This window comes from Paenochrobactrum glaciei, assembly GCF_039522165.1.
Taxonomy (GTDB): Bacteria; Pseudomonadota; Alphaproteobacteria; order Rhizobiales; family Rhizobiaceae; genus Paenochrobactrum; species Paenochrobactrum glaciei.
The window spans coordinates 213,342-228,388 of record NZ_BAAADE010000001.1; the positions used below are offsets into that span (position 1 = coordinate 213,342).

General features: G+C 49.9%; 14 protein-coding genes. 10 read left to right on the forward strand and 4 right to left on the reverse strand.

Annotated elements, in window-relative coordinates; genetic code table 11:
• Positions 1-192: 192 nt before the first annotated feature.
• Positions 193-1,044 (forward strand): RodZ family helix-turn-helix domain-containing protein, encoded by an 852-nt coding sequence (locus tag ABDZ76_RS01065; protein ID WP_343800178.1) that lies wholly within the window; start codon positions 193-195, stop codon positions 1,042-1,044.
• A 57-nt stretch (positions 1,045-1,101) separates the two neighbouring features.
• Here ABDZ76_RS01065 and hdaA read toward each other — a convergent pair whose 3' ends face one another.
• Together hdaA and ABDZ76_RS01075 are read right to left on the reverse strand one after the other, a co-directional pair.
• Positions 1,102-1,851, reverse strand: coding sequence for a DnaA regulatory inactivator HdaA (gene hdaA, locus ABDZ76_RS01070; protein WP_343800180.1), 750 nt, complete (start codon positions 1,849-1,851; stop codon positions 1,102-1,104).
• Between the two features lie 18 nt (positions 1,852-1,869).
• Positions 1,870-3,000, reverse strand: coding sequence for an AI-2E family transporter (locus tag ABDZ76_RS01075; RefSeq protein WP_343802875.1), 1,131 nt, complete (start codon positions 2,998-3,000; stop codon positions 1,870-1,872).
• Positions 3,001-3,445: 445 nt separating this feature from the next.
• Between ABDZ76_RS01075 and purM the strand changes: the two genes are divergently transcribed.
• The 3 genes from purM (at position 3,446) to ABDZ76_RS01090 (ending at position 5,837) form a co-directional block, all read left to right on the forward strand.
• Entirely contained in the window at positions 3,446-4,525 is a 1,080-nt protein-coding gene (gene purM, locus ABDZ76_RS01080; RefSeq protein WP_343800182.1) for a phosphoribosylformylglycinamidine cyclo-ligase, read from the forward strand.
• Positions 4,522-5,142, forward strand: a complete 621-nt coding sequence (gene purN / locus ABDZ76_RS01085) for a phosphoribosylglycinamide formyltransferase (RefSeq protein ID WP_343800184.1) — start codon at positions 4,522-4,524, stop codon at positions 5,140-5,142. The genes purM and purN overlap by 4 nt, the downstream gene beginning before the upstream one ends.
• 164 nt (positions 5,143-5,306) lie before the next feature.
• A complete protein-coding gene (locus ABDZ76_RS01090) occupies positions 5,307-5,837 on the forward strand; it encodes a DUF992 domain-containing protein (protein ID WP_343800186.1) in 531 nt (176 codons plus the stop codon).
• An 81-nt stretch (positions 5,838-5,918) separates the two neighbouring features.
• Here ABDZ76_RS01090 and ABDZ76_RS01095 read toward each other — a convergent pair whose 3' ends face one another.
• Positions 5,919-8,027 carry a molybdopterin-containing oxidoreductase family protein gene (locus ABDZ76_RS01095; protein ID WP_343800188.1) on the reverse strand — a complete coding sequence of 703 codons (2,109 nt, stop codon included), beginning with the start codon at positions 8,025-8,027 and terminating at the stop codon, positions 5,919-5,921.
• Positions 8,028-8,170: 143 nt separating this feature from the next.
• On the opposite strand from ABDZ76_RS01095, the gene ABDZ76_RS01100 reads away from it, so the two are divergent.
• From ABDZ76_RS01100 to ABDZ76_RS01115, 4 genes are all read left to right on the forward strand, one after another.
• Complete coding sequence (locus ABDZ76_RS01100; RefSeq protein ID WP_343800190.1) at positions 8,171-9,043, forward strand: 23S rRNA (adenine(2030)-N(6))-methyltransferase RlmJ; 873 nt, start codon at positions 8,171-8,173, stop codon at positions 9,041-9,043.
• Positions 9,044-9,158: 115 nt separating this feature from the next.
• Positions 9,159-9,635, forward strand: a complete 477-nt coding sequence (locus tag ABDZ76_RS01105; protein ID WP_374844501.1) for a phage portal protein — start codon at positions 9,159-9,161, stop codon at positions 9,633-9,635.
• A gap of 5 nt (positions 9,636-9,640) precedes the next feature.
• Entirely contained in the window at positions 9,641-10,426 is a 786-nt protein-coding gene (locus tag ABDZ76_RS01110) for a ribonuclease T2 family protein (protein ID WP_343800192.1), read from the forward strand.
• Positions 10,427-10,448: 22 nt separating this feature from the next.
• Entirely contained in the window at positions 10,449-11,051 is a 603-nt protein-coding gene (locus ABDZ76_RS01115) for a glutathione S-transferase family protein (RefSeq protein ID WP_343800194.1), read from the forward strand.
• Between the two features lie 110 nt (positions 11,052-11,161).
• Here ABDZ76_RS01115 and ABDZ76_RS01120 read toward each other — a convergent pair whose 3' ends face one another.
• Positions 11,162-11,809 carry an outer membrane protein gene (locus ABDZ76_RS01120; RefSeq protein WP_343800196.1) on the reverse strand — a complete coding sequence of 216 codons (648 nt, stop codon included), beginning with the start codon at positions 11,807-11,809 and terminating at the stop codon, positions 11,162-11,164.
• 381 nt (positions 11,810-12,190) lie between these two features.
• Here ABDZ76_RS01120 and ABDZ76_RS01125 point away from each other — a divergent pair, with 381 nt between their 5' ends.
• Together ABDZ76_RS01125 and uvrC are read left to right on the forward strand one after the other, a co-directional pair.
• On the forward strand, positions 12,191-12,985 hold the full coding sequence (locus ABDZ76_RS01125; protein WP_374844502.1) for an SDR family oxidoreductase: 795 nt from the start codon (positions 12,191-12,193) through the stop codon (positions 12,983-12,985).
• The gene (gene uvrC / locus ABDZ76_RS01130; RefSeq protein WP_343800200.1) at positions 12,982-15,042 is read left to right on the forward strand and encodes an excinuclease ABC subunit UvrC; all 2,061 of its coding nucleotides are present in this window, start codon (positions 12,982-12,984) and stop codon (positions 15,040-15,042) included. The genes ABDZ76_RS01125 and uvrC overlap by 4 nt, the downstream gene beginning before the upstream one ends.
• The last annotated feature ends 5 nt before the right edge of the window (positions 15,043-15,047 follow it).

Sequence of the window (15,047 nt, forward strand, 5' to 3'; positions counted from 1 at the left end):
CTAATAGAAAAATATCACCAAATTTACGCCGATCAGCAGCATATGGTTTCAACCGCTATGGTGCTCACACAGTCCGTTTGAAACCAAAGTAACCAAATCCCAAGGAAAGGCAGCTAGGCTCCCTCCAAGACGATTCGACTGACATGACGGTCATTGAAAGAGAAGAACTGAAAAGAGAGAGCAGGATTTCTCATGGCAACGGCAAAACGCAAACCCCGCACCACTTCACGCTCAACAAAACGTGCGCCCGCTAAAAAGGGTGGCGGCACGTCTGTTGCATCGGTTCTCGCCCTTGGGGCGATTGTTGTGTTAGGTGCCGTCAGCCTCTGGGCAGCCTCACAGCACAAAAGTCCGCAAACAGCAATTTCCAACCTATGGAATAGTGCATCAGGCAATAGTCGCGCTAATATAGCGCCACAAAAGCAGGCAAGTGCACCGCAAATTAAAGAGCAAAAATCACAACCTGCCCGCACCAATCGCACAGAAGAAAAAGCGTCAAACCGCGCCACAGCGACAGCCCCTATTCCACGTCCTGAAATCGGTTTGAGCCCGTCAAGAACAGCACAAGCGCCACAACCGGCAGCACGGCCGCAAACAGCAACAACAGTCACGCCAGCGAACAAACCAAATCAAATGGTTGCAGCTATTACGCCACCGGCGTCTGCGACAAAAAACCTGCCGCCGCGCGGTGTAAACCGTGCCGATTCCACCCCGACAATGGTTTATGCCAAGCAAAAGCTGACTGTGCATAAAACCGCATGGGATAAATCGCCATCCATGGGTGAAGTTGAAAAAGGCCGTGAACTGCGCTCCTACGGACAAACCGGCAAATGGCACCGCGTTGTTGTGCCTGCCACCGACATGATCGGCTGGGTGCATCAGGACATGCTGGTGATTGTAAAAAAAGTTGGCAACCAGAATGCACAAGCTCCTTCACCAATCACGACCGGATCAATCAAGGCAGAAACACCTGCCAAGCCCCTGCCTTTTGCCGCAAAAGCCACAAGCAACCATCCGGTACCGAAAAACAATGTCGGCAACTAAGAGCATAAGCACTTAAATCTTACGCATAAACAAAAGGCACTCCAAGGAGTGCCTTTTTCATATCTTGCTGGCCTGTGTGCCGCCATCTTCTTTCTCGCCGCTATAAACAATATCGGCCAATGCAGGACTATTGAGAACCTGCGCCGCCAAAATGCGGGTGATACGACTTTTTTGCTCCAATGCCACACGGTCGAGCTGATCCACCACACGAATGGCCGCATTCAGTGAACGCTCAATACGGCTGACCAGATAGCTCACCACATAAGGTTCGACATCCACCTGACGGTCAGCAAAGAGCTTATGAATGACATAAGTCAGCAGCATGTCATCGGGTGCTGCAATTTCAACAACTGTGGCAGCCTTCAAACGCGAGGCAAGATCAGGTAATTTTACGCCCCAAGCGGCAGGCCACAGGCGCGATGTCATCAAAAGCGATGGGCCCGGTCCTTGTGCTGCATGCTGGCGCACCGAATTGATAAGATGAAACAGCCCCGTTTCATCCAAGGTTACGTCGCCGATATCTTCGATCAGCATCGGCTGGATGCTGGCACGCTCCTGAATGTCGGCACTGATATTGGACGGATCGACCAGCAAAGCACCGGTTTTTTCCTGCCAGACCTGCGCCATATGTGTTTTACCCGAGCCGGTTGGCCCCGCCAGAATAACCACAGGCGCCACCCAATCCGGCCAGCGATCAACCAAATCCACGGCAGCACGGTTCGAGCCCGCAACAATAAGATTGTCGCGCTCATAACCAGGCTGATGTTTCAATTCGAACGGCAATTGCCGTGGTCGCGCCTCACTCATGTTAAATGCCGGTTGTCCTTAGTTTTTAGCAGTAGTTACATCTGTTTTTGCAGAAGCCTGCTGTTCTATCAGCGAAGCATCATACATTGGTGAATGGAGATAGCTGTTCAAAGCAAATCGCACAAGCACACCTACAGCAGCTGCAGCAGGCACTGCAACCAGCATTCCGGTAAAGCCGAACAGCGAACCGAAGGCAAATAATGCAAACATCAGCCAAACCGGATGCAAGCCAACGGACGAGCCAACCAGTTTAGGCTGCAAAATATTGCCTTCGATAAATTGACCGACAAAGAACACACAGGCCACCACGGTGACCATTATCCAATCTGGCCAGAACTGTACCAGCGCCACGCCGATAGCCAGTGCCAAACCGACAAATGAGCCAATATAAGGAATAAAGCTGATAAAACCGGCAAAAAGACCGATAAGAAGGCCAAAATTGAGCCCTGTAAGCGTCAGACCAACGGCATAATAAGTGCCAAGAATTAAACACAAAGTGCCCTGACCGCGAATAAATCCGGCCACAGCATCATTCATTTCACGCGCAATGCCGCGCACAGTTTCCAGATGCGCGCGCGGGATCCATGAATCAATACTGTCGATCATGCGATCCCAATCAAGCAGCATGTAGAAAGCAACCACCGGCGTGACCACAAAAAGCCCGGCAATATCGACCAGAGATTTCCCCGAATTCCACAGGGACTGAAGCAATGTGGATAAAAAACTAGCGCCCTGACGCAGCAAAGTACTCAGGTTTTCCTTAATAACATTGCTGTCGATGTTGAGATAATTTTGCAGCCATGCCGAATCTTCATTCGCCACCAGCGATTGCAGCTGTGTCACATAAAGCGGAAAGCGCGAGATAAACTCAGCCAGCTGGGTGGCCAGAATTGGCACCATAATCATCAGCGCCAGTACCAACACCACCAAGAACAGCAACAGGATAACAATTGTTGCCATTAATCGTGACATGCCAAATCGCTCCAACCGATCCGCCACCGGATCAAGGAAGTAAGCCAGTGCCATCCCTGCCACGAAAGGCAGCAGGATTGAGCTGAACATCAGCAAAAACAGCACAAACACCAAGACTGTGCCGATCCAGAAGGTCAGCTGCTTGCGCATCATCCCTGCCATTTCAGCTGGCGGCATGCCTTGCAAGGGTGCCGCACTTCTTCTGGTTGCCCGTGCTGGTGTGCGAGCCGGTTTCTTTGCGGTGGTCTCAGGTGCTTTGCTCATTGAAATCCGTTAATGGCGCTGGGCAATTGGTTTAAAATACTGGCAAGATCAAGTTAGACTGCTTCGCGCACTCCGCGTCAATCGTACCCACCTTATATATTCTTTTTGACGGTTGCATGCTTAATCGCATCCCAACCCATGCATATATGTATCATAATGTGTTTAATTTACCTGATAGCGGCTTTAAACACGCTTTTTATAGCTTTGCGACGCTGATGGCACTTGCAGGAAAAGTCATCTCATGGCATTTGCCCAAACGAAATCCTTAATTCCGTATCAGACACCGTCCAAGTGCCTTTGCTGAATAACCAGCCTGACGGCCCAGTGTGCGGCAACGAACCTGTTTCAGGAGCATCCCATGACAGCGACAAACAAGCCAACCGGTCAAAACGGACTGACATATGCGCAGGCTGGCGTTGACATTGACGCAGGCAATCTGATGGTCGAAAAAATCAAGCCATTGGTTCGCTCCACCCGTCGCCCGGGCGCTGACGGTGAAATCGGCGGCTTTGGCGGTTTGTTTGACCTTAAAGCTGCTGGCTTCAAAGATCCTGTTCTGATTGCCGCCAATGACGGCGTCGGCACCAAGCTGAAAATTGCTATTGATGCAGACCAGCACGACACTGTCGGCATTGATCTGGTTGCTATGTGCGTCAACGATCTGGTGGTTCAGGGCGGCGAGCCGCTTTTCTTCCTCGATTATTTTGCCACCGGCAAGCTGGAACCGGAACAGGGCGTTGCCATTGTTGCCGGCATTGCTGAAGGCTGCCGTCAGGCGGGTGCAGCGCTGATTGGCGGCGAAACCGCTGAAATGCCGGGCATGTATAAAGACGGCGATTATGATCTGGCCGGTTTTGCAGTTGGCGCGGCTGAACGCGACAATCTGTTGCCGCGCGGTGACATTGCTGAAGGCGATGTTATTCTCGGTCTCGCTTCTTCCGGCGTTCACTCCAACGGTTTTTCACTGGTGCGCCGCATTGTTGAACTTTCCGGCCTGAACTGGAAAGACGAAGCGCCGTTTAAAGCCGGTGAAACATTGGGACAGGCACTGCTTACCCCTACCCGTATTTATGTAAAATCCTTGCTCGAAGCCATTCGCTCTTCTGATGGCATCAAAGCATTGGCACACATCACCGGTGGTGGTTTCCCTGACAATATTCCACGCGTGCTGCCGGAAGGTCTGGCTGCCGAAGTTGATCTGACCAGCATTGACGTACCAGCCGTATTCTCATGGCTTGCCAAAGTTGGCGGCGTTGAAATGCACGAAATGCTGCGCACCTTTAACTGCGGGATCGGCATGATTGTTGTTGTCACGCCTGAAAAAGCTGACGAAGTGGCAAAGATTTTGGAACAGCAGGGCGAAAAAGTCGCCAAGCTCGGCCGCATGGTCAAGCGTGAAGCTGAAGGCGTTGTTTATCAGGGTAAACTGGCACTATGATCAAGAAGCGCGTTGCCATTTTTATTTCCGGTGGCGGCTCCAATATGGAGACGTTGATTAAAGCTGCCAGCGCGCCTGATTATCCTGCCGAAATTGTCGCTGTTTTTAGCGACAAGCCACAGGCTGGCGGCATTGTTAAAGCGCAAGCCGCCGGTATCTCAACATATGTTTTCGCCCGTAAAGGCTTTGCTTCCAAGCAAGAGCATGAACAGGCCATTTTAGAACAACTGGCCGCTCTTAACCCTGACATCATCTGTCTTGCCGGTTATATGCGTTTGCTTTCGGCTGATTTCATCAAGCCCTATACTGGCCGTATTCTTAATATTCATCCGTCGATACTGCCGCTTTTTGCCGGCCTTGATACCCACCAGCGCGCGATTGATGCAGGCATGAAAATTGCCGGCTGCACTGTGCATCTGGTCACTGAAGGGATGGATGAAGGCCCTATTCTCGCACAAGCCGCGGTGCCTGTTTATCATGACGATGATAAAAACTCACTTGGGAGCCGTGTTTTGACGGTCGAGCATCAAATCTACCCGCTGACCCTGAAGAACTTCATCAATGGTACGTTTACTTCTGCCATTGATGCAGAAAAGCAACAAATACTCAGTATTTGACTTAAATAAATGTTAATAAAGTCTTAATCTGCAAAATATTGCCTTAAAGTTATGTGAGAAAAACACATTGCCTCAACAGGAAGTGATGGTCTCGTCTTTATAAAGATTGAGACCAAAATGACTTTGAGCAGTTTTTTACGACACAAGATTTTAAGGATCGCCTTATGTCCTCCCATAACAAGACTTCACTTATTGCCGCTGCTGTCGCTGTTTCTGGCATGACCTTTGCAATGGGTGCAGTTGCTCAGGCAGCTGACTATGTACAGCCTGCACGCAGTGCAACCACACAGCCTTACTCACAGGTCGGCATGCTGACTTGCGATATCGCACCTGGTATCGGTGTCATTATCGGCAGCCGTCAGGAACTGGAATGCACATTCAAGCCAGCCGCTCGCGGTGCAGCAGTTGAACAATATTCCGGCCAGATCACCAAAATCGGTCTCGACATCGGTTTCACCAATGGCGGCCAGCTGGCTTGGGCTGTCTGGGCTCCAACCGTTCGCCCTGAAGGCGCGCTCAAGGGTTCTTATGTTGGCGCATCTGCCAATGCTGCTATCGGCATCGGTGCAGGCACAAACATCCTGACCGGCGGCACATGGAAAACCATTTCCCTGCAGCCAATTTCACTTCAGGGTCAGAAGGGTTTGAACCTTGCAGTTGGCGTCACCAACTTCCGCCTGAAATATAACGGCTAATCAGCCTTTTCAGGTATTACGATTTAAAGCCTCCGGTGATTGCTCACCGGAGGCTTTTTTATTGAAATATTCACTTAACAATCAGGCACATTTTCTGACCCAAACCTTGGTATCGTGAAAAGCAGCGCCTCCATAGGGTGCCGACGCATCAGCGCCGGTCAGTGTATTGATCCCCTCACCGCGCTCAAAGGCAGAGTTTGGAAACAAGCCTTCTGAAATCACCACACCGCGCTTTTGACCTTCACGCAATGTCGCATGCAACACCACCTCACCCCGCATATTGCCGATTTCCACACGCTCTCCATTTTCAATACCAAGATCAGCCGCATCTTGCGGATGGATCAGCAATTGCGGACGAATTTCTTTGGCTTGCGAGGTTGGTGTTTCCGTAAATGTCGAATTGAGGAAATTATGCGATGGCGAGGTTGCCAGCCGGAACGGATGTTCCTTATCAGCCACCTCAATCACCTCCCAGTGATCTGGCCATTGCGGCAAAGTTTGATAAGGGCCTTGAATGCCCATACTTTCCGGCGGCCGATTAGGCGCTGCATTTTGCAACCATGTCGGCTTGAAGCGGAATTTGCCATCCGGCCACTTAAAGCCATTGATATAATGGGCTTCGTCAAATGGCGGCTGCAAATCCAGAAAGCGCGCTTCTTTCATACCATTGAAATCCGGCAAGGCACTTTTCACATTCATATTATCAATCAATGCCTGCTCGTCGATATTAAAGCCCGGCAAATGTCCGACGCCCAAACGATTTGCTAATTGATTGATAACATAAAGATTTGGCTTGGCTTCCCCCACCGCATCAATAAGTTTTGGCCCCAATAATAAATGCTGATTGCCACCACCGCGATAAATATCGTCATGCTCCAGAAAAGTTGTGGCCGGCAAAACGACATCAGCCATTTTCGCCGTATCAGTCATGAATTGCTCATGCACGACCGTAAACAAATCTTCACGCGCGAAACCTTGGCGCACTAAACGCTGCTCCGGCGTTACATTCATCGGATTGGTATTTTGAATGAGCATCACCGTTACGGGTGGACCGTTATAAAGAGCCTCGCGGTCGCCGGTGAGAATACGTCCGATTTTCGACTGATCGAGTGAGCGAATGGAGGCATCTTTAAAGCTTTTGCCTTCAATTTCGGCCTTATCCAGCTTGAAAATACCGGAATTGGAATGGAAAGCGCCACCGCCTTCATGTGCCCAAGCCCCCGTAACCGCCGCAATTGACAATGCCGCATGCATGGCAACCGAACCATTGCGCTGGCGGGTAAATCCATAGCCCAACCGAAAGAAGGTCTTTTTTGTTTTGCCAATCAGATGCGCAAAGGCTTCAATCTCGGTAACCGTCAAACCAGTAATCTGCGCTGCCCATTCCGGCGTTTTAGATGCCAGATGCTGCTGCAAGCCTTTCGGGTCATCAGTGTACTTTTCCAGATAATCCCAATCAGCGAGATTATCGCGGAATAAAACATGCATCACCGCACAGGCAAAAGCTCCATCGGTGCCGGGTTTGAGTACAATGCCCATATCAGCCTGTCGCACGGTGGCATTGGCATAAATATCAATGACCACAATTTTAGCGCCGCGTTCTTTGCGGGCGCGTGTGGCATGGGTCATGACATTGACCTGCGTGGCCGCCGCATTGGTGCCCCAGATCACCACGCAATCAGACTTTGCCATTTCGCGCGGATCAGGCCCTGTCAAACTACCTGTTCCGGCAAAATAACCCGTCCATGCCAGATTGGTGCAAAAACTATCAAACTGGTTGGAATATTTTTTAGCATGGCGCAAACGATTGATCGAATCGCGCTGTACCTGCCCCATCGTGCCTGCATAATAATATGGCCAGACGGTTTCGCTGCCATATTGCTCTTCCGCTTTGATAAAGCGCTCGGCAATCAGATCAAGCGCTGCATCCCACGAAGCCTCTTTCCAAACCGCTTCGCCTTTAACACCCGCTCTGATCAAAGGCTTTTTCAACCGGTCAGGATGATGCACGCGCTCGGCATAACGTGCCACTTTGGCGCAGATAACACCCGCCGTATAAGTGTTTTCCTTCGAGCCTCTGACGCGGCCAATGGTCTTACTATCCAGCAGTTCCACATCCAGCGCGCAGGTTGAAGGACAATCATGCGGACATGCAGAATGCGCAATCTGAGTATCGGTTGAGCGTGCCATTTTGGATTATCGCCTGTAAAACGGAAGAGAATAAAAAGAAGCCAGCTAAATAGACTGGAAATCTCTCATTTATTTGCACTGAAATTCACCTTCACGCAACTCACCTCTTGCCGAAATTCCGATCCCGTGGAACAAGCACTCTCATGAATTACCGTCACGCCTATCACGCTGGAAATTTTGCCGATGTGGTCAAACACATCATCCTGACGCGCATCCTCGAATATATGAAATTAAAGGATGCCGCATTTCGGGTTATCGACACCCATGCAGGCATTGGCCTCTATGATCTGATGGGGCCGGAAGCTGCGAAAACAATCGAATGGAAATCCGGCATTTTCCGCCTGATGGAAGCCGTGGACAATAATGAGCTTGATGCTGAAACGTCCGCGCTGATCGCACCGTTTATCAATGCCGTCAAAGCCCAAAACACCACATCGGATATCCGCTATTATCCGGGTTCGCCATTGCTCACCCGTCATTTGCTGCGCAAGCAAGACCGCTTATCGGCTCTTGAACTGCATCCAAATGATGTAAAAACTCTGGCCAAACTTTTCGATGGCGATTATCAGGTTCGTGTCACCCATCTGGATGGCTGGCTGGCGATGGGCGCCCATCTGCCGCCAAAAGAAAAACGTGGCGTGGTGCTGGTTGATCCGCCGTTTGAAATCGGTGGTGAATTTGATCGCCTTGCCAGTAATCTGGCAAAAGCCCACAAGAAGTTTTCCGGCGGTACTTATGCGCTTTGGTATCCGGTAAAAGATCACCGCGAAGTGAAAAGGTTCCATCAGGCACTTTACGATACCGGCATTCAGAAAATTATGGTGGCTGAATTATCGATTCGCGCAGCCTCGCTTGAGCCGCGCCTTGACGGCACCGGAATGGTCATCGTCAATCCGCCTTATGTGCTGGAAAAGGAATTAAAACTCATCCTCCCTGCTCTGGTAAAACTTTTGTGTGAGGATAAAGGTGCCGGTTACCGGTTAAACTGGATACGCAAAGAAGGTGACGGCGCTTGATCATTTTGATAAGCTGCCGCAAAATAGACTGATAGAGGGTTTTCAGACCCGCTCCTTATAAAGACAGACAGGTTAAGTGAATGCTTGCCTGCAACATTTGAAAACAGGATTGCACATGTCAGGCATGCAACTTAGTGTTACGAAATTCACACGCACCGCTTCGGCTGCTGTGGCAACGCTTTTCCTAGGGCTGACAGCCATGCCTGTGCAGGCAGCCGATTATATTGCGACATCGCCGGCAGTCGTGGATGCATCAGTCTGCTCACAGCAGAGCGTCTTGAAACGCATTGTTTCCCGCTTTGATTATCAGGTCAAACATGTGCCTGATATGCCGATGACCGCCATTTCCTCAATGGGCGATATCCGTCTCAAACGTTATGAGCCAAAGGTCAATCCATCGCAAATCGAACGCACTTATTGCGATGCAACAGCGGTGATGTCAGATGGGCAACAGCGCAAAGTTTGGTACCTGGTTGAAGAGCGCCAAGGCTTTGTCACTCTCGGCTCCAATGTCGAGTTCTGCGTTGATGGCTATGACAAATGGTATGTCTACAATGCCTCATGCAGTGTCCTGAAGGCACGCGGACTTTAATTCTCATGTTTAGCCGCTTCAAGCAGGTAAAATCCTGCCCATGGCATCTCAAGACCGCTTTTCAAAGCGGTCTTTTGCTTATCAGCTCAGCGCTGCTCGGCAGCACCTCTGTGCAGGCACAAGAACCGGTATTGAAACCTGACTGGTCATTGGTGCGCCCGAAGGCTTCCAATGACAATAACCGCCTGCCTGCACCACCAGCCATCCAGCAAGGCTTTGATTTTTATGTGCTTTCCCTGTCCTGGTCACCAAGCTTTTGTACGCTGGACGGCAGAGGCAATGACAGCGAGCAATGCAATATAAACCGTCGTGACGGTTTTCTGGTGCATGGTCTCTGGCCGCAAAATGAAAATGGCTACCCGAAAGATTGCGCAATTGGCGGCAATGCCAAGCAGCGCAATTATGTGCCGCGCCAGATTGCAGCCTCCTTACACGACATCATGCCTTCTGCCGGTTTAGTGCGCCATCAATGGCGCAAACATGGCACCTGCTCAGGCTTAAGTCAGGACGCTTATTTTTCCACGCTTCGGCAGGCATTTAACAAGATTGTCATTCCGCCAAGCCTGAAAAATGTCAGCACCACGCGCAGCGTCGATCCGGCTCTCATTGAAAAAGCTTTCATTGCCGCCAATCCTACAATGAAAAACAACGGAATTTCTGTCACCTGTAAGAAAAACTACTTACAGGAAGTGCGCATCTGCATGACAAAAGACCTGCAATTGCGGTCTTGTGCAGCAGTTGATCGCGCCTCATGCCGCAGCCGGTCAGTCACGCTTCCGGCCACACGCTAAACAAAGAAGAAAAGGTATAGCCTTGATTCAAATCCTTTATTCCCCCACCTCGCCCTATAGTGCCAAAGTGCGCATGGCGGCGAAGCATGCCGGTTTGGAATTTGAAAGCGTTATGGTCAACACATCTGTTGCACCCGAAAATTTGATTTCCGCCAATCCTTTGGGAAAAATTCCGGTGCTGATTACAGCAGAAGGTCAATCGGTTTTCGACAGTCGCTGTATCACTCAATATATCAACCGCGTGACCGGTTCAAAACTGTTTCCGCGCCAGAGCGAAAAACGCCTTGATGCGGAAAAGCTCGAAGCACTGGCCGATGGTCTTTGTGATGTACTGATTACGCAGATCTATGAGCGCCGCTTTCGCCCAGAAGAAAAAGTACATGTGCCCTGGCTTGAAAAGCAGTGGGAGAAATCCGAACGCGTCCTCGCCATGCTTGACGAAACTCCGCCACGCATCGGTAAGCGCATTCATGGCGGCCATATCGCACTTGCCGCAGCTATGAGCTATCTGGCTTTGCGTTTTGAAGGTCGTTGGGAAAAGAAATATCCAAAATTGAAGCGCTGGCAAAAGCGTTTCAATGATCTCCATCCGGATCTGGCAGAGTTTTTGCCCCGCGCCGTTTAAGATTTAAAAAGCCCGCCTATTTCAGGCGGGCTTTTTTAATAACCTATAGCCAATAAAAAAAGCCGGACAGTTACCTGTCCGGCTTTTCGCTAAGTCTTGAATTTCAAGAATTAGAACTTGTATGCAACGCCGAGACGAACGTCATGTGTCTGCAGCTTGGACTTGATATCACCTGAATCAAGTGCGTAGGTCTTGTTGCCGAAGTCGCTGTAACGGTATTCTACACGACCAAGAACGTTTTCGGTCAGCTTGGCTTCAAGACCACCACCAGCAGTCCAACCAGCGCGGAACTTGCTCTTGTCGCTTGTGCCATCACTCAGCTTGATTTGCGCACCGGCAACACCAGCAGTTACATATGGCATTACAACGCCCATATCTACACCAAGACGTGCACGCAGGGAGCCGTCAAAGCCCTGCTTGGCTTCAATGCCGTTTTTGGTCTTCTTGGCCCATGAATAGCCTGCATCACCTTCAACACCGTATACGATGTTGTCCTGCTGGAAGTTCCAGCCAGCGAATGCGCCCATTTTGAACTTGTCAGACTTAATGTTGCCAACAGTGGCATCATTGGTCTTGAACTTGTTCCAGCCATAACCGAGATGAAGACCGGTGTAACCGCCAGCCCAACCATACTGTGGAGCAACTTCAACTGGTGCAGGAACAGGTGGCTGTTCCATGATAGCATCAGCAGCAAGTGCTGGCGCAGCGATTGGGAGTGCAATAACAGAAGCAATAAGAATTGATTTAAGAGTGCGCATGGCATTCTCCTTGATAATATTCAAACTCGTTGACGAACCCCATATCGAAACATCAGCTCTTGGGAATGTCTGATCAGATCGACATGTGTTCGCTGTCACAAACGTAACATCGTTTCTAAATAAGGCGCCTTGTGCCCCCTTTGGTGACGGAAAACTGACAAAAACATGGCTGAAATGTGATGTGTTATTTTAGCAACAAAGAAATAACTGGCTTATTTGTAAAGCTACGCATGAGAAACTATATCAGACCTGCATGGGGTATTTGGCAAAGGGGCTGAATTCATTGCGTTTTTTCGTAATGATTGGCTTCACCACATGATTTTGTGGTAGATAAATATTTGTTTAAGATGCCTGATTTGAGCGCCTGATAAATGTAAGGGTTTGTTTACCGTGTTATCCAGATTTTCTAACCATGATAACAATAAACCACCTGTTTTGGTGACCGGTGGCGCACGCCGCATCGGAAAAGCCATTATTGAAGACATGGCAGCCCATAATTTTCCGGTCATTATTCACTGTAATGATTCTGTAACCGACGCAGAATCGCTCAAACAAGAAATTATCTCGCGCGGTGGTCAGGCAGAGATCGTACAAGCCGACCTTACTTCCATGCCGGATGTACGCTCTTTAATCAAAAAAGCCTCTGAACCTTTCGGCTCTGTCGGTATTCTTATTAATAATGCGTCGCTTTTTGAAAATGATCAGATCGGCCATCTTGATGAAGCCTTATGGGATCGCCACTTTATGGTGCATGTAAAAGCACCGGTTTTTCTGGCTGAAAGCATGGCGCAAGCTTTACCCGCAGACCAAACAGGCATGATCGTCAATATTATCGACCAGCGTGTTTTAAAACTGAATCCGCAATTTTACTCTTACACATTGTCCAAATCCGCTTTATGGACGGCAACCCGCACATTGGCTCAAAGTCTGGCTCCACGCATTCGCGTCAATGCGATTTCTCCCGGCCCGACTTTACCGAGCGAACGACAAAACCCGCGCGATTTTAATGAGCAGGTAGCCAAAGTCTTGTTGCAGCGTGCGCCGGATTTAAGCGAATTCGGACAAGTGATCAGAACTTTATGGGACTTGAAATCCGTGACGGGTCAGATGCTATGCCTTGATGGCGGCCAGCACCTTGCATGGGAGACACCCGACATTGCAGGCATTAATGAATGAAAACTCCTTTCCAGGATCTGCCACCACAGGATATTTTGGATGAACTTGATGACAGTTCACCGGAAACGGTGGCTGATCCTGTCAACAGCACAGCTATTGACGCGATTGTCTGGGCTTCTGCGTTACAAGAAAATGACGGAACCGCTGCCGGTTTGACCGGTGGCGAGGTTATCAATGAGTTTGTCAAACGCCTGCCCAATGATCCGGGCGTCTATCGTATGTTTAATAAAGACGGCGATGTGCTTTATGTGGGCAAAGCACGTAACCTGAAAAAGCGCGTGGTCAATTATGCTCGCCCGACCGGTCACACCAACCGCATTGCACGGATGATTCATGAAACTGTGACAATGGAATTTGTTGTCACCCGCACAGAGACAGAAGCGCTTTTGCTCGAAGCTAATCTGATCAAGCGGTTGCGCCCACGCTATAATGTACTGATGCGGGATGATAAATCATTCCCTTACATCATGATTTCCAACAATCATCGCGCCCCCGGTATTTTCAAACACCGTGGCGCACGCTCCAAAGACGGCAACTATTTTGGCCCCTTTGCTTCGGCTACCGCTGTGACACGCACAATCAATGCGATGCAGCGCGCCTTTTTGCTGCGCACCTGCACTGATTCTTTTTTAGAAAACCGCAGCCGTCCTTGTCTGCTTTATCAAATCAAGCGTTGTGCCGGCCCTTGCACCCATGAAATTTCCGATGAGAATTATCATGAACTGGTGCGCGAAGCGAAATCCTTCCTCTCCGGCAAAAGTCAGGCAGTAAAAAAACACCTCTCTGAAGCCATGCAAAAAGCATCCGAAGAGCTGGATTTTGAACATGCCGCTGTCTATCGCGACCGCTTGGCAGCCCTTTCTCATGTGCAATCGCATCAGGGCATCAATCCACAGACTGTCGAAGAAGCAGATGTTTTTGCTATTCATCAGGCAGGCGGCATGACCTGTATTCAGGTGTTTTTCTTCCGCACCGGACAAAACTGGGGCAATCGCAGCTATTTCCCAAAGGCCGACATCTCTTTAACCGCAGCGGAAGTGCTGGGCGCTTTTCTCTCGCAGTTTTATGCTGATAAGCCTTGCCCGAAACTCATTCTGCTTTCCGAAGAAGTGGAAGATCAATCCTTAATTGAAGAAGCTTTGTCAGCCACTTCCGGCCACAGAGTTTATATCAATGTGCCGCAGCGCGGTGAGAAGAAAGACATGGTTGACCATGCTTTTACCAATGCGCGCGAAGCTCTGGGGCGCCGTTTGGCTGAAACCTCATCGCAGGCACGCCTATTGAAAGCATTGGCTGAAACATTTGAACTGTCCAGCGTGCCGCGCCGTATTGAAGTTTATGATAACTCGCACATTATGGGCACTAACGCCGTGGGCGGCATGATTGTGGCAGGCCCTGAAGGTTTTGTGAAAAACCAATATCGCAAATTCAACATCCGCTCCACCGACATCACACCGGGCGATGACTTTGGCATGATGCGCGAAGTGATTGAGCGCCGTTTTAGCCGCTTGGTGAAAGAACACGGGCTTCGTGACACAAAAGAAGATGTGGCGACCAGCTCGTCAGAAGAAGAGCTGCTTGAAAGTGTGACGGATAGTTTTCCGGCGTGGCCTGATTTGATCCTCATTGATGGTGGTCAGGGGCAAGTGGGTGCCGTCCGTCAAATTCTTAGCGAAATGGGCATTGCCGATCAGGTCATTGCAATTGGCATCGCCAAAGGCGTGGACCGTGATGCAGGGCGTGAAAGATTTTTTGTCGAAGGCAAACCGGATTTCACTCTGCCACCGCGTGATCCGGTGCTTTATTTCATTCAGCGCATGCGCGACGAAGCACACCGCTTTGCCATCGGCACCCATCGCGCCAAACGAAAGAATGCTTTTGTCAAAAATCCACTTGATGAAATTGCCGGAATCGGCCCCGCACGAAAACGTGCCTTGCTTCATCACTTCGGAACTGCCAAAGCTGTCAGCGGAGCGGCACTCTCTGATTTAATGCAGATTGATGGCATCTCTGAATCGATGGCGAAACAGATTTATGACCATTTCAGAAACGAATGAGGTGG